Raw genomic sequence first — 16,188 nt, 5'->3', positions numbered from 1 at the left:
GGGGATGGCCGGGCGCCGCGCGGCCATCCGCTAGAATGCAGCACCCTTTTCAATCCATGAGTTCATGACGCAAGAGCCGACCGCCAGCAAGCTGCCCACTGTTCCGCCCTGGATCATCGCCGTCACGGCCGCACTGCTGTTCGGCGGGCTTGACGTCGCGGCCGCGCTGGCCGGCCGCATCTCCCTGCATAATCCGCTCGGCCTGGCGGCAGTCGCCCTCACTGGCGACTGGCGCGGCGATATCAGCCCGTCCCATGTGCCCCTGGCTTTCCAGCTGTTCGTGGCAGCCAAGGCGGCGGGGTGCGCCCTGTTCGCCCTGCTGTCGGGCGCCGCCTGCGTGGCCAGGACGCCGCGGCGCCGCCTGGTCTTCCTCGGCCTGCTGGTCGCTTGCGCGGTGCTGCTCGATTCGATCGCGCTGCACGTGCTCGTCGCCGCCCATCTCGGCCTGCTGCTGCCCTGGCGCCACGGTCTGTGGATGCTGCTGGCGCAGTACCTGGCGGGCGTTGCGGTGGACACCCTGCTGGTGCTGGACCTGGGCGTCCGCCTGGGTGAAGCGCCGCGCTGGTCACTCCTCGCCTATGTTTCGGCCGAACGGACCATCGCGGCGGCGGGCTTCATCGCCGCCCGCCTGGTCCTGCGCGAACACCGGATGCGCCGTGCGCTGGCCACGGCGCACGCGCAGATGTTGGCGACCCGGTCGCTGCTGGCCGAAACGGTGCGCGGCGCCGAGCGCCTGCGCATCGCACGTGACCTGCACGATGCGGTCGGCCACCACCTCACCGCCCTAAACCTGCACCTGGACCTGGCGCTGCGCCAATCGCGCGAAGCCGCGCCGCCCGCCCTCATCACGGCGCGCGACGCCGGCGGCCAGCTGCTAGCCCAGGTGCGCAACGTCGTCTCCGGCAGCCGCCAGGACCAGGATATCGACCTGGAACAGGCGATCCGCCTGCTGTGCGACGGCATCCCGGGGCTGGCGATCGGCCTGCACGTCGATCCCGCGGCCGCCCGCCATCCGGCGCCCGTCGCGCACGCCCTGTTCTGCTGTATCCAGGAAGCCGTGACCAACGCCCTGCGCCACGCGCATGCGCGCCGGCTCGACATCGCGCTGGCGCTGCAGGACGGCGCCACCGTGCTCCGGGTGGCCGACGACGGGCATGGAAACGCCGCCCTGGCCGAAGGTAATGGCCTGCGCGGCATGCGCGAACGGCTCGCCGACCTGGGCGGCGGGCTGCATTACGGCGCCCCTGCCGGCGGCGGCTTCGCGCTCGAGCTGCGCCTGCCCCCGCGGGAGGTGGCGGCGTGATCCGCGTGGTGCTGGTCGACGACCAGACCCTGGTGCGCAGCGGCATCCACGGCCTGCTCGCGCTGACGGACGACATCCGCGTCGTCGCGGAAGCGGAGGACGGGGTGAAGGCCAGGCAGGTGCTGGCGCAGGCCGGCGCGGACGTCCTGCTGCTCGACGTGCGCATGCCCGGCTGCGGCGGCATCGAGCTGCTGCGGGAACCCGCTTGCACCCTGCCGCCGACGATCATGCTGACCACCTTCGACGACGAAGACGCCATGTTCGAGGCCATGCGCCTCGGTGCGCGCGGCTTCGTGCTCAAGGATATCTCGCTCGAGCGCCTGGCCGAGGGCATCCGGCAGGTTGCGGCCGGCGGCACGCTGTTCCGGCCCGCGCTGACGGAACGCGTCCGCTCCTCCTTCGCGCGCGGGGGCACGGCGGCCATCCCCGGCGTGCTGACGCAACGCGAGACCGAAGTCTTGGCCCTGGTGGCCGGGGGATTGAGCAATGCCGAAATCGCCGCCCACCTGGGCTCGAGCGAAGGCACCGTGAAGAATCACGTCTCCAGCATCCTGTCGAAGCTAGGCGTGCGCGACCGCGTGCGTGCCGTCCTGCGGGGGATCGAGCTAAGTCTGATCTGAAGCGGCCAGGCCTTTATTCCTTCTTGGGCGTGATGCGCAGGATCGCCAGGATCACCAGCGCGAACAGGGCGCTCAGCACCGCGGTCGCTTCGCGTCCCATGCCGGCCGCGATGCCGACCGCCGCGGTCAGCCACACGCTGGCGGCCGTGGTCACGCCCTTCACGTCGTCTTTCTGGTGATGCTTGAGGATGGCGCCGGCGCCGATGAAGCCGATGCCTGCCGTGACGCCCTGCAGGACGCGCGAGACGTCGCCGATCTCCATCCCCGCCTGCAGCGGAATCAGCACGAACAGGGCCGAGCCGAGCGACACCAGCATGTGGGTGCGCAGGCCAGCCGAGGCGCCGACCGACTCGCGCTCGTAGCCGAGCAGGCCGCCGAGGACGACGGCAACCAGGAGGCGCAGCACGATGCGCGTGATGTCCTCCACGTTGCCGAGGTCGGAAAATTCAAACAGTATCGTATTCCAGCTGCGCTCCAGCCAATCCATGCGGCATCTCCCAGGTTACCCCAGGATCATGCCATTTTTACAAGGAAGCTGTCGCCCGCGTCCGGTTGGCCTTGCGGTCAAGCCTGGCGGCGACGGCGCGCGACCAGGCCGGCCAGTCCAGCCAGGCCCAGCAGCGCCAGCGAGGTCGGTTCCGGCACGGCGTTGGACCTGATTTCGCGTACCTGGGCGGCGCTCAGCACGCTATCGAAGACTTGCACGTCTGCGATCGAACCCGAGAACCAGTTGATACCGGTGGCCAGGCCGCCGATGGCGAGCAGGTTCTGGTTGGCACGGGTCATATCTTTCGAAGCGGCAACGACCTTCGAATTGCTCAGCACGCCATCGAGGTAAAGCGACATGGTTCCGGTGTTCATTTGCCAGCTTGCGTTGACCAGGTGCCATTGGTTGTCATTGACGCTGGTGGCGGTGGTGATCGTCGTGTCCGGCCAGCCGATGCCGAAGCCAATCTTGTTGTTCATGAAGCTCAGGCCCCAGTCGGTCGTCACGCCGCCGCGCTCGGCATCGACCAGGCCCATGCCTTCGTACCACTGGGATACACCCTGCGGACTGGTGGCGCCGGTCTTCATCCAGAACGACACGCTGAAGTCGCCGGAAATCGCGGCCATGCTCGTCGAGCGGAGATAGCCACTGCTGTTGAAGACAGCGGCCTTGCCCGTGACGCCAGCCGGCGCGGACGCATAACTGAAGCTGCCGGCCTGTGCCATCGACTTCGGCTTGGAACCGGTGTCGAGGGTGTTGTTATTGAAAATAAAGTGGTCGACAGGGATGGGCAATGCGGCGGCGCTGCCCGTGACGGCAGCCAGTGCGAGACCTGCGACGATACTGCGAATATTGCTCATTGCTAAGATTCCTTATCATATATTAACGATAAAGGATCAAAAGCAATGTTTATGCCAAGAAAATAATCATGATTATAATCAAGCACTTGTTGACAGGACGTGGCAGCGGCCGCAAGCAAGTGTAAATATTCCCGACAGTAGCACTCAGCTCGCGACGCCGGCTCGCTCGAGCATCGCATGCAGCAGCACGTTGCAGCCGGCTTCCAGGTGGGCCGGCTGGGCGTCCTCGATCTCGTTGTGGCTGATGCCGTCCTTGCAGGGCACGAAGATCATGCCGGAGGGGGCCACGCGCGCGGCATAGATGGCGTCGTGCCCGGCGCCGGACACCACGTCCATGCTCGAATAACCCAGCTTTTCGCTTGCCTTGCGCACCGCGTTCACGCATTCCGGGTGGAAGGGGCAAGGCGGATAGTACGAGACGCGCTCGATGTCGATGCCCAGGCCGCTCTCGGCGCGCGTCTTCGCAACAAACGCCAGCATCTCTTCATGCATCGTGTTCAGCAAGGCCTCGTTCACGTTGCGCAGGTCGATGCTGAACTTGACCTGGCCCGGGATCACGTTGCGGCTGTTCGGGAAGACCTGCACCATGCCCACCGTCCCGCGGCCATAGGGCGGGTAGCGGTTCGCGATCTGCACCACCTCCTGCATGATGCCGGTCGCGACCTGCAGCGCGTCGCGACGCAGGCCCATCGGGGTCGGGCCGGCGTGCGCTTCCATGCCCGTCACCGTGCAGTCGTACCAGGACAGGCCCATCACGGCCGGCACCACGCCGATCACCTTGTCGGCGTCTTCCAGTACCGGGCCCTGTTCGATGTGGGTCTCGAAATAGGCGCCGATCGGGTGCTTGCCGGGCACCTCGTCGCCCAGGTAGCCGATGCGTTCCAGTTCGTCGCGCACGCTTTTCCCCTCGACGTCGCGGGCGGCGTAGGCGGTCTCCAGGCTGAAGGCGCCGCAGAACACACCGGAACCCATCATCACGGGCACGAAGCGCGATCCCTCTTCGTTGGTCCAGAACGCGACTTCGATCGGCGCCTCGGTCTGGATGTTCAAGTCGTTCAGGGTGCGCACCACTTCCAGCCCGGCCAGCACACCGTAGTTGCCGTCGAACTTGCCGCCGGTCGGCTGGGTGTCGACGTGGCTGCCGGTGACGATCGGGAACAGCGAGGGGTTGCGCCCTTCGCGCCGCATGAAGACGTTGCCGATCTGGTCGACCGTCACTTCCAGGCCCGCTTCGCGTCCCCACTTCACCACCAGGTCGCGGCCCTGGCGGTCCAGGTCCGTCAGGGCCAGGCGCTTGACGCCGCCCTTCTCGGTGGCGCCGATGGCGGCCAGGTCCATCAGCGACTGCCACAGGCGCTCGCCCTTGATCCTCAGTTCGTTCATGGTTTCCTCTCAGGCGGTGGTGGCGGTAAAGGCGGGACGCGGAACGTAGCGGCCGGCGCCGCGTTCGGCGCGCAGCTCGCCACGTTCGAACACCAGCTTGCCGGCGGCCACAGTATGGGTCGGGACACCGCGCACGCTGCGGCCCTCGAACACGTTGAAGCCGCCCTTGGCGAACTGCGTCGCGGCTGAGATAGTGCGGCTGCCGTTCGGATCCCAGACCACGATATCGGCATCCGCCCCGGCCGCGACCAGGCCCTTGCGCGGGTACATGTTGAAGATCTGGGCCGCGTTGGCGGAGGTGACGCGCACGAATTCCGAAGGCGTGAGCAGGCCGGCGTTGACGCCCGCATCCCAGATCACCGCCATGCGCTCCTCGACGCCGCCGCAGCCATTCGGGATCCTGGTGAAATCGTCCTTGCCGGCTGCCTTCTGCTCGGCGCAGAAGGTGCAGTGGTCGGTCGCCGTGGTGTGCAGGTTCCCGCCCTGCAGGCCCTGCCACAGCGCCTGCTGGTGATGGCGGCTGCGGAAGGGTGGGCTCATCACGTGGCCGCGCGCGAAATCGGGGTCGGGGTGGCGGTAGACGCTGTCGTCGATGACCAGGTGGCCGGCCAGGGCCTCGCCATACACGCGCTGTCCTTTTGCGCGCGCCCGCGTAATCGCCTCCAGCGACTCGGCGCAGGACACGTGCACGATGTAGACCGGCGTGCCGAGCACGTTAGCGATGGCGATCGCGCGGTTGGCCGCTTCCGCCTCGACCTCCGGTGGGCGTGACAGCGGGTGCGCTTCGGCGCCGCGGATGCCCTTCTGGAGCAGCTCCTGCTGCAACTGGTAGACCAGTTCGCCGTTCTCCGCGTGAACGGTCGGGATCGCGCCGAGTTCCAGCGAGCGGCGGAAGCTTTTTACCAGGGTCTCGTCGTCGGCCATGATCGCGTTCTTGTAGGCCATGAAGTGCTTGAAGCTGTTGACGCCATGCTCGCGCACCAGCACGCCCATCTCTTCATGCACCGACTGATCCCACCAGGTGACGGCGACGTGGAAGGTGTAGTCGCCGGCCGATTTCTCGGCCCAGCCGCGCCAGGTGTGGAAGGCTTCCAACAGCGACTGTTTTGGGTCGGGGATGACGAAGTCGATGATGGTGGTGGTGCCGCCCGCCAGCCCGGCCGCGGTGCCGGTGAAGAAGTCGTCCGCCGTGACCGTCCCCATGAAGGGCAGCTGCATATGGGTGTGGGGATCGATCCCGCCCGGCATCACGTACTGGCCGCCGGCGTCGACGATGGTGGCCCCGCCTGGGGCCTCCAGGTTCTCGCCGACCGCCGCAATCTTGTCGCCCACACAGAGCACGTCGGCGCGGAAGGCCCGGTCGGCGTTCACGACGGTACCGCCACGGATCAGGATCGTCATCAGGTTCTCCCTCGTTTCAGGATTGGTGCGCCGAAAGAAGCGGCACGCGGTGGCCCTTCATCATGGCGCCGTAGACGATGGCCGCGATGGCGACGCCGACGAACCATGCATAGGTATAAATGGTCTTGAACGCCTCGCCCACGTCCGGGAAGGATGCCGGGAAGGCGGCGTTCAGGAAGCCCGGGATGTTGGGCGCCACGCCCAGCACGAAGGCGACGATGGCCGCCATGTTCCAGCCGTTCCGGTACGAATAGATGCCGTCGTCGCGGTACATCTGGTCGACGTCGAGCTTCGTTCTACGCACCAGGTAGTAGTCGACGATCAGGATGCCGGCGATCGGCCCGAGCAGCGCCGAGTAGCCCACCAGCCAGGTGAAGATGTAGTTCTGGGTGGTCTCCAGGATCTTCCAGGGCATCATGACCAGGGCCAGGCCGGCGGTGATGTAGCCGCCCATGCGATAGCTGATTGCGCGCGGCGCCAGTGCGGAGAAATCGTAGGCCGGGCCGACCAGGTTGGCCGCCAGGTTGACGCTGACCGTATCGACCAGCAGCACGATCAGCGCCACCAGCACGGCCGTGCCTTCCATGCGGCTGGCCAGGTCGACCGGGTCCCACAAGGCCTTGCCGTACAGGACCACGGTGGCCGAGGTGACGATCACCGCCAGCGCCGCCAGCAAACCCATCGGCACCGGCAGCCCCACGGTCTGGCCGACCACCTGGTCGCGCTGGGTCTTCGCAAAACGGGTGAAGTCGGGGATGTTCAGCGCCAGCGTGGCCCAGAAGCCGATCATGGCGGTGAGCGAAGGCCAGAACACCTGCCAGAACTGGCCCTCCTTCGGCCCGCCGGCAACAAAAGCCGAGGGACGATCGAGCAGCGGGCCGAAGCCGCCGGCGCGCTCGTACACCCACCACAGCAGCACGAAGCAGATCGCGATCTTCAAAGGCGCGGTCCAGGTCTCGAGTTTGCGGATCGATTCGATGCCGTGCACGATGAAGTAGAGCTGGATCGCCCAGAAGGCGAGGAAACAGAGCAGCTGCGCCAAGTTGATGCCGAGGCCCGCGATCGGCTCGCCCCCGATCGGCGCGCCGTTCATCACACCCAGCAGCGTGTAGATCATGCTGCCGCCGAACCAGGTCTGGATGCCGTACCAGCCGCAAGCCACGATGGCGCGCATCAGGGCGGGCAGTTTGGCGCCGCGGGTGCCGAAGGAGGTGCGCGCCAGCACGGCATAGGGAATGCCGTACTTGGTGCCGGCGTGGCCGATCAGCAGCATCGGCACCAGCACGATGGCGTTGGCGAGGAAGACCGTCCACACCGCCTGCCAGGCCGACATGCCCGATTCGATCAGGCTGGCGGACAGCGTATAGGCGGGAATGCACATCACCATGCCGACCCACAGTGCGGCGAAGTGGTACCAGCGCCAGGTGCGCTGCGCGGCCCCGGTGGGGGCCAGGTCGTGGTTCCAGAGTTCGGAGCTTGCGTTGTGTTGCGTCGTCACGTGGGCCTCTCCTGGTCGGTTGCCGATTGTGCAACCGAGTGTAGCGCAATCGTCTGTACAAAGGTGTCGCGTGCGGGGTCGGGTGTTTACACCACTACCGGCTCGGCACGCGGGTTGCGCGGGTCCTGGGTCCAGTTCATGTAAGGCTTGCCGGTTTCCTGCGGCACCATGGTGATGCAGGCCTCCACCGGACAGGTGATTTCGCACAGGTTGCAGCCCACGCACTCGGCATCCTTCACCTCGTAGCGGCGGTTGCCCACGTCGTCCACAGCGCGTGCGATGGCCTGGTGCGAGGTGTCCTCGCAGGCCACGTAGCACTTGCCGCACTTGATGCACTTGTCCTGGTCGATGTGGGCAATCACCTGGTAGTTCATGTCCAGGTACTTCCAGTCGGTAGTGTTCTGCACCGCCTTGCGCGAGAAGGCGGCGATGTTCGCGTAACCCTGGCTGTCCATCCAGCGCGACAGGCCATCCTTCATCTCTTCGACGATGCGGAAGCCGTGCAGCATGGCGGCCGTGCAGACCTGCACGCTGCCGGCGCCCAGCGCGATGAATTCGGCCGCGTCGCGCCAGCTGCCGATGCCGCCGATGCCGGAGATCGGGAGATTACGGGTTTGCGGGTCGCGCGCGATCTCGGCCACCATGTTGAGCGCGATCGGCTTGACCGCCGAGCCGCAGTAGCCGCCGTGGGTACTGGCCCCGCCCACGATCGGAAAGGCCACCATGCGGTCGAGGTCGAGGTGGGTGATCGAATTGACCGTGTTGATCAGGGAGACCGCATCCGCCCCGCCGGCCAGCGCCGCGCGCGCCGGGTGGCGCACGTCGGTGATGTTGGGCGTGAGCTTGACGATCACCGGCAGGCGCGTGTGCTTCTTGCACCAGCTGGTCACCATCTGGACGTAGTCCGGCACCTGGCCCACGGCCGCGCCCATGCCGCGCTCGGGCATCCCGTGCGGGCACCCGAAATTCAGCTCGATGCCGTCGGCGCCGGTGGCTTCCACCAGCGGCAGAATCGCCGCCCATGGCGCCTCCTCGCAGGGCAGCATCAGGGACACGATCACGGCGCGGTCCGGCCAGTCCTTCTTGACCTGGGTGATCTCTTCCAGGTTGATGGCCAGGCTGCGGTCGGTGATCAGCTCGATGTTGTTGAAGCCGATGACTTCGCGGTTCTTGCCGTAGTGGGCCGAGTAGCGCGAAGAGACATTCACCGCCGGCGGGTCTTCGCCCAGGGTCTTCCACACCGCCCCGCCCCACCCCGCCTCAAAGGCGCGCACGACGTTGTAGGCCTTGTCGGTGGGCGGCGCGGAGGCCAGCCAGAACGGGTTCGGACTCTTGATGCCGCAGAAATCGATGCTCAGGTCTGCCATGCTGCCTCCATAGTGGTGCCGATACGCGCCTGGATGTCCTGGTGGATGCACAGGGCCGCCAGCTTGCCGTGCTGGACCGCCTGCACGGTCAGGTCCTGGCCCGGCGCCACGCAGTCGCCGCCCGCATAAATGCCGGGGATCGCGGTGCGGAAACGCTCGTCGATCCGGAGTCGGTCGCCCTCACGCGACAGTTCCCGTGCCAGCGGTTCGACCAGTCCGTCTTCGCTCATGCTCTGCCCGATGGCCTTGAACACGGCGTCGGCCGCGATCTCGATGTAGCCGCCGGTGCGTACCAGGCGGCCCTCTTCCATGCGGGTCTGCTCGAAGCGCATGCCGGATACCCGGCCGGATTCGTCCAGCAGCACCTCGAGCGGCGCGGCCCAGGTGCGGATGCGCACGTAATTCGCCTTGGCGATCTCGATCTCGTGGCCGGTGGCGCTCATCGACTCCAGGCCGCGGCGGTAGACCAGGGTCACGTCCTCGGCCCCAAGGCGCTTGATCTGCACCGCCATGTCGATCGCCGTGTTGCCGGCGCCGATCACGACCGCGCGGCGCGGCACCGGCAAGGTGGACAGGTCGCTGGCCTGGCGCAGTGCGGCGATGTAGTCGATTGCCGCCATCAGGCCGGGCGCGTCTTCGCCGGTCAGGCCCAGCGCCCGGCTGGCCTGCAAACCGATACCCAGGAAGACCGCGTCATAGCGGGTGTGCAGCTCGGCCAGGCTGAGGTTCTCGCCCAGCTTGCGGCCGTATTCGATGTGGATGCCGCCGATCGACATCAGGAAGTCCACTTCGCGCTGGGCAAAGTCGCCCGGCAGCTTGTATTTCGCGATGCCGTATTCGTTCAGGCCACCGGCTTTCGGGCGCGCCTCATAGACCACCACGTCGTTGCCCAGCATGGCCAGGCGATGGGCGCAGGACAGGCCGGCCGGGCCGGCGCCGACCACGGCGATCATCTTGCCGGTGGCGGGAGCCCGCTGGAAGGGATGGCCGGTGAAACTGGCGTTATCGATCGCATAGCGCTGCAGCAGGCCGATGCGCACCGGCTCGCGCTCGGCCGGGTTATTGCGCACGCAGGCATGCTCGCACAGGATCTCGGTCGGGCACACCCGGGCGCAGCTGCCCCCGAAGATGTTGGCCTTCAGGATGCCGTGGGCGGCGCCGTCGATGTTCCCGTCGTGGATGTTCTTGATGAAGCTGGCGACGTCGATGCCGGTCGGGCAGGCGTTCATGCAGGGGGCGTCGTAGCAGTACAGGCAGCGCGCGGCCTCGACGGCGGCCTGGCGTGCCGTGAGGGGCGGCGCCAGGTCGGTGAACTGCAGGGCGAGCTCGCCGTTCGACCCCGCCGCGGGCGGCAGGTGCTGGAGTGATTCGATCATGTGCATCCCTTCTTGTTGTTGGTCGACGACATGCTGCTGCACCCCACGGGTGCCGAATTACTTCATCTGCGGGAAAGCGAACTCCGGCCCGCTGCTGGCAGTATTGGGCCAGCGCTCCATCACCGCCTTGTGGCGGGTATAGAAGCGCACGCCTTCGGGACCGTAGGCATGATGGTCGCCGAACAGGCTGCGCTTCCAGCCGCCGAAGCTGTTGAAGGCCATCGGTACCGGCAGCGGCACGTTCACGCCCACCATGCCGACTTCGATCTGGCGCACGAACTCGCGCGCCACCCCGCCGTCGCGCGTGAAGATGGCCACGCCATTGCCGTATTCGTTGGCGTTGATGAGTTCCACCGCGCGGCCCACGTCCGGCAGGCGCACCACGCACAGCACCGGGCCGAAGATCTCTTCCTGGTAGATCGTCATGTCGGGCGTGACGTGGTCGAACAGGGTGCCGCCGACAAAGAAGCCGTTCGGGCAGACGTCCACGCGGCAGCCGCGGCCGTCCACCACCAGGGTGGCGCCCTGCTCCACCCCTTGGCCGATCAGGCGTTCGATGCGTTCCTTGGCGGCGCTGGTGACCACCGGCCCCATCTCCGCCCCCTCGGCCATGCCGTCGTTGATCTTGAGCTTCGCGGTGCGCTCGGCCAGTGCCGCGACCAGCCGGTCGCCGGCGTCGCCGATGGCCACCGCCACCGAGATTGCCATGCAGCGCTCGCCGGCCGAGCCGTAGGCTGCGCCGATCAGGGCGTCGACCGCCATGTCCATGTCGGCGTCCGGCATCACCACCATGTGGTTCTTGGCGCCGCCCAGGGCCTGCACGCGCTTGCCCTTGGCCGAGCCACGGGAATAGATGTACTCGGCGATCGGCGTCGAGCCCACGAAGCTGATGGCCTGGACATCCGGATGGTCGAGCAGCGCATCGACCGCCACCTTGTCGCCCTGGACCACGTTGAACACGCCGTCCGGCAAGCCCGCCTCCTGCAGCAGCCGGGCATGCAGCAGCGAAGGCGAGGGATCGCGTTCGGAAGGTTTCAGGACGAAGGTATTCCCGCATGCCAGCGCAACCGGGAACATCCACATCGGCACCATTACCGGGAAGTTGAACGGGGTGATGCCGGCCACCACGCCGAGCGGCTGGCGCATCGACCAGGCGTCGATGCCGCGCGCGATCTGGTCGGTGAACTCGCCCTTGAGCATCTGCGGGATGCCCACCGCGAATTCCACCACCTCGATGCCGCGCGCGACTTCGCCCTGGGCATCCGCGAAGGTCTTGCCATGCTCGCGTACGACCATCTTCGCGAAATCGTCGGTGTGCTGCTGGCACAGCTGCAGGTACTTGAACAGGATGCGTGCGCGCGCCAGTGGCGGCGTGGCAGCCCAGGCCGGGAAGGCAGCCTGCGCCGCGCAGACCGCGGCGTCGACGTCGCCCGTCTCGGCCAGCGCCAGCCGGGCGCAGGGCTCGCCGCGCGCCGGGTTGTAGACGTCGGCCTGGCGCGTGCCGCTCCCTTGCGTCGGCTGGCCGTTGATAAAATGCGAAATGATGTCCATGAGAGATTCAGTCCAGGTTCTTGAGTACGTTGGCGAGCTTGCCGAACAATTCGTCGATGTGCTGCTTGTTCAGGACCAGCGGCGGCGACAGCGCGATGATGTCGCCCGTCACGCGGATCAGGATGCCGTCCGCAAACGCCTTCTTGAAGGCGCTGTAGGCGCGCGCGCCCGGCTTACCGGCGATGGGTTCGAGTTCGATGCCCGCGACCAGGCCGATCGAGCGCAGGTCGATCACGTGCGGCAGGCCGCGCAGGGAATGCAGCGCGTCCTCGAAGTACGCTTGCAGCGCCTTGGCGTTCTCGATGATGCCCTGCTCGCGGAACACCTCGAGGGTGGCGATCGCGGCCGCGCAGGCGAGCGGGTGGCCGGAATAGGTATAGCCGTGGAACAGCTCGATCCCGGCCGGCGCCTCCATGAAGGCGTCGTGGATGAAACGCTTGGTGAACACGGCGCCCATCGGCACCACGCCGTTGGTCAGCCCCTTCGCCGTGGTCATCATGTCGGGCTCGACGCCGAAATAGTCGCTGGCGAAAGGCGTGCACAGGCGGCCGAAGCCGGTGATGACTTCGTCGAAGATGAGCAAGATGCCGTGCTTGTCGCAGATCTCGCGCAGGCGCTTCAGGTAGCCCTTGGGCGGCACCAGCACGCCGGTGGAGCCGGACACGGGCTCGATGATCACGGCCGCGATGGTGGAGGCATCGTGCAGCGTGACCAGGCGTTCGAGTTCGTCGGCCAGCTCCACGCCGAAGTCCGGCTCGCCGCGCGAGAAGGCGTTCTTCAACAGGTTGTGCGTGTGCGGCAGGTGGTCCACGCCCGGCAGCAGCGGGCCGAAGCTCTTGCGGTTGTTGCCGATCCCGCCCACCGACAGGCCGCCGAAGCCGACCCCGTGGTAGCCGCGCTCGCGCCCGATCAGGCGGGTGCGTCCGCCCTCGCCGCGGGCCTTGTGATAGGCCAGCGCCATCTTCAGGGCGGTATCCACCGCTTCGGAACCGGAATTCGTGTAGAACACGTGGCCGAACTTGTGGCCGGTGTAGTCCATCAACTGCTCGGCCAGGTCGAATGCGGCTGGGTGGCCCATCTGGAAGGTCGGCGCGAAGTCGAGCTGCCCGACCATTTCGCTGACGGCCTGGGTGATGCGCGGCTGGGCGTGGCCGCAGGGCACGCACCAGAGGCCGGCGGTGCCGTCGAGCACGCTGTTGCCGTCCACATCCTTGTAGTACATCCCTTCGGCAGATACCAGCAGGCGCGGACTGGCCTTGAAGTCGCGGTTATTGGTGAAGGGCATCCAAAACGACGACATCGACTTGGGCCTGGACTCGTTCATGCGTCTCTCCCCGCCATGACGGCGAAAAATTTTTACCAGTTGGCAAAATATTGATCAATAATAGTCAGCAAGGCAACACCGGCACAGATACACCAAGGGCAAAACCGACCAACCGTACAGGCGACGCGGCCTGTACAGTCCGGGCGCCTCGAAAAACCTGCTGCGCGTTGCACTGGCGGTCTGCGATGCTCGCTGTACTCCTCGTACAGCTGCGCTTCTCGACCACCATTGCTGCCGCTCGCGACGGTTTTTCGAGGCGCCCTTCAACCCCGTGGATGGAGTGGTGGCGATGGAAGAAGCTGTGTTAACAGAGGTCATTCCTTGTAAAACCTTGCGATCTGCCGCCAGTATGGCACCCTGTGTGGCGTGGCCACTACTCGGTATCGACCGGAACCGGCGCGGCAGCCTGGTCGACCAGATCGTCGCGACTATCTCGACGATGGTAAACGAGCGCCAGCTCGGTGCCGGTACGAAAATGCCCTCGGTTAGACAATTCGCAAAGTGCAATGGCGTCAGCACATTCACGGTGGTCGAAGCCTATGAGCGCCTGCTGCAGCTGGGGCTGCTTTCCTCGCGCCGTGGGTCAGGTTTCTTCGTGGCGCGCAGCCTGCCCCAGGCGCCCTGCGCACCAGCTGCCAGCCAGCCCAGCCTGCAATCCGAGATCGACGCCCTCGCCCCCGACCTGTACAGCGGCCAGGCTGAAACCCTGCCGGTGGGCGCCGGCTGGCTGCCGCCCGAGTGGTATGGCGAAAACACGATCCTGGACGCCGTACGGCACGCGATGAAGATTCCGGCCAGCCGCCTGCGCGGCTATGGCCACCCGCTCGGCTTTCCTTCGCTGCGCCAGCACCTGGCCGCCACCCTGTCGGGCGAGCTGTTCCCCGTCGAGCCCGACCAGCTGCTGCTCACCAACGGCGCCACCCACGCCTTCGACCTGGTGCTGCGCACCCTCACCCGTCCCGGCGACGTGGTGCTGGTCGAAGATCCCGGCTACAGCAACCTGCTGTCGCTGGTGCGGCACCACGGCTGCATCCCGGTCGGGATCGCGCGCGGCGAAGCCGGCCTGGACATGGAAGAGCTGGCGCGCCAGGCCGCGCTGCTGCATCCGAAACTCATGTTCGTCAACACGGTGTTGCAGAATCCGCTCGGCACCTCGCTCTCGCAGGCCCAGGCGCACCGTCTCCTGGGGCTGGCCGAGCAGTTCGATTTCTGGCTGGTGGAAGACGACATCTACCGCGAACTGGCGCAGCCCGGCGAGGCCTCGCTGGCGGCGATGGACGGCTTGCGCCGCGTGATCCGGGTCGGCAGCTTTTCCAAGACCCTGTCGCCGGTGCTGCGCGTGGGTTCGCTGTGCGCCTCGCGCTCCCTGGTGCCGGAACTGCTGCGCGTGAAGATGGTGGCGGGCCTGACCACATCCGAGATCAACGAGCGCGCCGTATTCCACGCCATCGGCACGCGCGGCTACCGCCGCATGGTCGAGCGCCTGGCGAGCCAGCTCGATGACGCCCGCGAGCGCACCCTGGACGCCCTGCGCGGACTGGGCATGGCGCCGCTGGCGCAGCCGCGCGGCGGCATGTTCGTCAGCGCCGGCTGGGACGATCTCCCGACGTCCGCACGCAATGGCCGCACGATCGCCGACGCCGCCCTGAAGTGCGGCATCCTGCTGGCGCCCGGCGAGTTCTTCACCCAGCGCGAAGCGCAGGGCATCTGGTTCCGCTTCAACGCCGCTTACGCGGCCAGCCCGCAACTGCTCGATTTTTTGCGCGCCCAGCGCTGAGGACAGCATGGACATTCACGTCAACGACAGCAGCACGCGCCGCGACAAGCTGGAAAACGCGATCCTCGGCGCCGCCACTCGCCTGTTCGCCGAGTGCGGCTTCGAAGGCACCAGCATCGCCGCCGTCGCCGAGCGGGCCGGCATCTCGAAGCAGAACCTGCTCTACTACTTCCCGACCAAGAACGCCCTGTACCAGCGCGTGCTGGACGACGTGCTGGACGACTGGCTCGAGCGCATGGCCCACCTGGCCGATCCAGCCGCCGAACCCGCTGACGTGCTGCGCGCCTATGTGGCGGCCAAGCTGCGCTTCTCGCGCGAGCAGCCCTGGGCCTCGCGCGTGTATGCGATGGAAGTCATCGGCGGCGCCAAGTTCTACGGCGACCAGATCCGCGCGCGCGTGGTGCCGCTGCTTCGCCGCGACATCGAGGTGTTCGAGGGCTGGATGGCAGACGGCCGCATCGCCCGCGTCGACGCCACCCACCTGCTGTTCGCGCTGTGGGCCATGACCCAGTCCTACGCCGATTTCTCGGCCCAGATGGCGCTGGTGCTCGACAAGCCGGAACTGGACACGGGCGACTTCGAACATGCGCAGCAGCTGATCGGCGACATGGTGGTGCGGGCGGTGGTCACATCTGTCTGAGCTCGGCGGCAGTGCTATCATCTTCGTCATGTCGAGCTACCCAACCCCCATCCTGACTACCAGCCGGCTCACCCTGCGTCCCGTGACGATGGAGGATGCCGCCGACCTGTTCGCCGTGTTTTCCGACCCGGCGGTGGTGCGCTACTGGAGCGCTCCGACCTGGACGTCGATCGCGTTCGCCGAACAGAACATCGAGCGCGCGCTCGAGAGCTACCGCGAACAGTCCGAGGTGCGCTTCGGGATCGAGCTTGTCGAAACCGGACAGCTGATCGGCACCGCCAATCTGCACCATTTCTTCCCGCAAAACCGGCGCTGCGAAATCGGCTACGCCCTCGGCAGCGCCTATTGGGGCAAGGGCTTCGCAAGCGAAGCGCTGGAAGCGGCCATCGATTACGCCTTCCACGAACTGCGCCTGAACCGCATCGAAGCCGACATCGACCCGCGCAACGCCGCCTCGGCGGGCGTGCTGGAACGGATGGGCTTTCGCAAGGAAGGCTACATGCCCGAGCGCTGGTTCGTGCATGGCGAGATGGCCGACACGATCAACTATGGACTGTTGCGCAGCTACTGGGACGAGCGCGGCCGCCGCTAGGGCGACACC

General features: G+C 66.8%; 14 protein-coding genes. 5 read left to right on the top strand and 9 right to left on the bottom strand.

Annotated features, from left to right (window positions below):
• The first annotated feature begins 64 nt into the window (after positions 1-64).
• Positions 65-1,303, top strand: a complete 1,239-nt coding sequence (locus LK539_RS06875; RefSeq protein ID WP_227800169.1) for a sensor histidine kinase — start codon at positions 65-67, stop codon at positions 1,301-1,303.
• Positions 1,300-1,923, top strand: coding sequence for a response regulator (locus LK539_RS06870; RefSeq protein WP_227800168.1), 624 nt, complete (start codon positions 1,300-1,302; stop codon positions 1,921-1,923). Before LK539_RS06875 ends, LK539_RS06870 begins: the two co-directional genes overlap by 4 nt.
• A gap of 13 nt (positions 1,924-1,936) precedes the next feature.
• Here the strand turns inward: LK539_RS06870 and LK539_RS06865 are convergent, their stop codons facing one another.
• The 9 genes from LK539_RS06865 to LK539_RS06825 all read right to left on the bottom strand — a co-directional run bounded on the left by LK539_RS06865 (position 1,937) and on the right by LK539_RS06825 (position 13,170).
• Positions 1,937-2,410 carry an MgtC/SapB family protein gene (locus tag LK539_RS06865; RefSeq protein ID WP_227800167.1) on the bottom strand — a complete coding sequence of 158 codons (474 nt, stop codon included), beginning with the start codon at positions 2,408-2,410 and terminating at the stop codon, positions 1,937-1,939.
• Between the two features lie 77 nt (positions 2,411-2,487).
• Positions 2,488-3,270: a LamG domain-containing protein gene (locus LK539_RS06860; RefSeq protein WP_227800166.1), complete on the bottom strand. Its 783-nt coding sequence runs from the start codon at positions 3,268-3,270 to the stop codon at positions 2,488-2,490.
• Positions 3,271-3,414: 144 nt separating this feature from the next.
• On the bottom strand, positions 3,415-4,653 hold the full coding sequence (locus LK539_RS06855; protein WP_227800165.1) for a Zn-dependent hydrolase: 1,239 nt from the start codon (positions 4,651-4,653) through the stop codon (positions 3,415-3,417).
• 9 nt (positions 4,654-4,662) lie between these two features.
• Complete coding sequence (gene hydA / locus LK539_RS06850) at positions 4,663-6,054, bottom strand: dihydropyrimidinase (protein WP_227800164.1); 1,392 nt, start codon at positions 6,052-6,054, stop codon at positions 4,663-4,665.
• A 16-nt stretch (positions 6,055-6,070) separates the two neighbouring features.
• Positions 6,071-7,552, bottom strand: coding sequence for an NCS1 family nucleobase:cation symporter (locus LK539_RS06845; RefSeq protein WP_227800163.1), 1,482 nt, complete (start codon positions 7,550-7,552; stop codon positions 6,071-6,073).
• An 86-nt stretch (positions 7,553-7,638) separates the two neighbouring features.
• Positions 7,639-8,919 (bottom strand): NAD-dependent dihydropyrimidine dehydrogenase subunit PreA, encoded by a 1,281-nt coding sequence (preA, locus tag LK539_RS06840; protein ID WP_227800162.1) that lies wholly within the window; start codon positions 8,917-8,919, stop codon positions 7,639-7,641.
• Complete coding sequence (locus LK539_RS06835) at positions 8,907-10,295, bottom strand: NAD(P)-dependent oxidoreductase (protein ID WP_227800161.1); 1,389 nt, start codon at positions 10,293-10,295, stop codon at positions 8,907-8,909. Before LK539_RS06835 ends, preA begins: the two co-directional genes overlap by 13 nt.
• A gap of 57 nt (positions 10,296-10,352) precedes the next feature.
• Positions 10,353-11,846, bottom strand: a complete 1,494-nt coding sequence (locus LK539_RS06830) for a CoA-acylating methylmalonate-semialdehyde dehydrogenase (RefSeq protein ID WP_227800160.1) — start codon at positions 11,844-11,846, stop codon at positions 10,353-10,355.
• Positions 11,847-11,853: 7 nt separating this feature from the next.
• Entirely contained in the window at positions 11,854-13,170 is a 1,317-nt protein-coding gene (locus LK539_RS06825) for an aspartate aminotransferase family protein (protein ID WP_227800159.1), read from the bottom strand.
• Positions 13,171-13,531: 361 nt separating this feature from the next.
• On the opposite strand from LK539_RS06825, the gene LK539_RS06820 reads away from it, so the two are divergent.
• Genes LK539_RS06820 through LK539_RS06810 form a run of 3 tightly spaced genes read left to right on the top strand, consistent with a single transcriptional unit; the run spans position 13,532 to position 16,179 of the window.
• On the top strand, positions 13,532-14,947 hold the full coding sequence (locus tag LK539_RS06820; RefSeq protein ID WP_373889517.1) for a PLP-dependent aminotransferase family protein: 1,416 nt from the start codon (positions 13,532-13,534) through the stop codon (positions 14,945-14,947).
• Positions 14,948-14,954: 7 nt separating this feature from the next.
• The gene (locus tag LK539_RS06815; protein ID WP_227800157.1) at positions 14,955-15,587 is read left to right on the top strand and encodes a TetR/AcrR family transcriptional regulator; all 633 of its coding nucleotides are present in this window, start codon (positions 14,955-14,957) and stop codon (positions 15,585-15,587) included.
• A gap of 28 nt (positions 15,588-15,615) precedes the next feature.
• Entirely contained in the window at positions 15,616-16,179 is a 564-nt protein-coding gene (locus LK539_RS06810; protein ID WP_227800156.1) for a GNAT family N-acetyltransferase, read from the top strand.
• Positions 16,180-16,188 lie beyond the last annotated feature (9 nt).

Source organism: Massilia sp. IC2-476, assembly GCF_020707295.1.
In the GTDB taxonomy this organism is placed as follows: domain Bacteria; phylum Pseudomonadota; class Gammaproteobacteria; order Burkholderiales; family Burkholderiaceae_D; genus Telluria.
The sequence above is the reverse complement of the archived record's forward strand: the minus strand, read 5'-3'. Positions and strand labels throughout refer to the sequence as shown.

What these genes read in the sequence shown, in the direction of transcription:
- LK539_RS06875 (WP_227800169.1), top strand. Translation starts at nt 65, where the DNA reads ATGACGCAAGAGCCGACCGCCAGCAAGCTGCCCACTGTTCCGCCCTGG.
- LK539_RS06865 (WP_227800167.1), bottom strand. Translation starts at nt 2,410, where the DNA reads ATGGATTGGCTGGAGCGCAGCTGGAATACGATACTGTTTGAATTTTCC.
- LK539_RS06860 (WP_227800166.1), bottom strand. Translation starts at nt 3,270, where the DNA reads ATGAGCAATATTCGCAGTATCGTCGCAGGTCTCGCACTGGCTGCCGTC.
- LK539_RS06855 (WP_227800165.1), bottom strand. Translation starts at nt 4,653, where the DNA reads ATGAACGAACTGAGGATCAAGGGCGAGCGCCTGTGGCAGTCGCTGATG.
- hydA (WP_227800164.1), bottom strand. Translation starts at nt 6,054, where the DNA reads ATGACGATCCTGATCCGTGGCGGTACCGTCGTGAACGCCGACCGGGCC.
- preA (WP_227800162.1), bottom strand. Translation starts at nt 8,919, where the DNA reads ATGGCAGACCTGAGCATCGATTTCTGCGGCATCAAGAGTCCGAACCCG.
- LK539_RS06835 (WP_227800161.1), bottom strand. Translation starts at nt 10,295, where the DNA reads ATGATCGAATCACTCCAGCACCTGCCGCCCGCGGCGGGGTCGAACGGC.
- LK539_RS06830 (WP_227800160.1), bottom strand. Translation starts at nt 11,846, where the DNA reads ATGGACATCATTTCGCATTTTATCAACGGCCAGCCGACGCAAGGGAGC.
- LK539_RS06825 (WP_227800159.1), bottom strand. Translation starts at nt 13,170, where the DNA reads ATGAACGAGTCCAGGCCCAAGTCGATGTCGTCGTTTTGGATGCCCTTC.
- LK539_RS06815 (WP_227800157.1), top strand. Translation starts at nt 14,955, where the DNA reads ATGGACATTCACGTCAACGACAGCAGCACGCGCCGCGACAAGCTGGAA.
- LK539_RS06810 (WP_227800156.1), top strand. Translation starts at nt 15,616, where the DNA reads ATGTCGAGCTACCCAACCCCCATCCTGACTACCAGCCGGCTCACCCTG.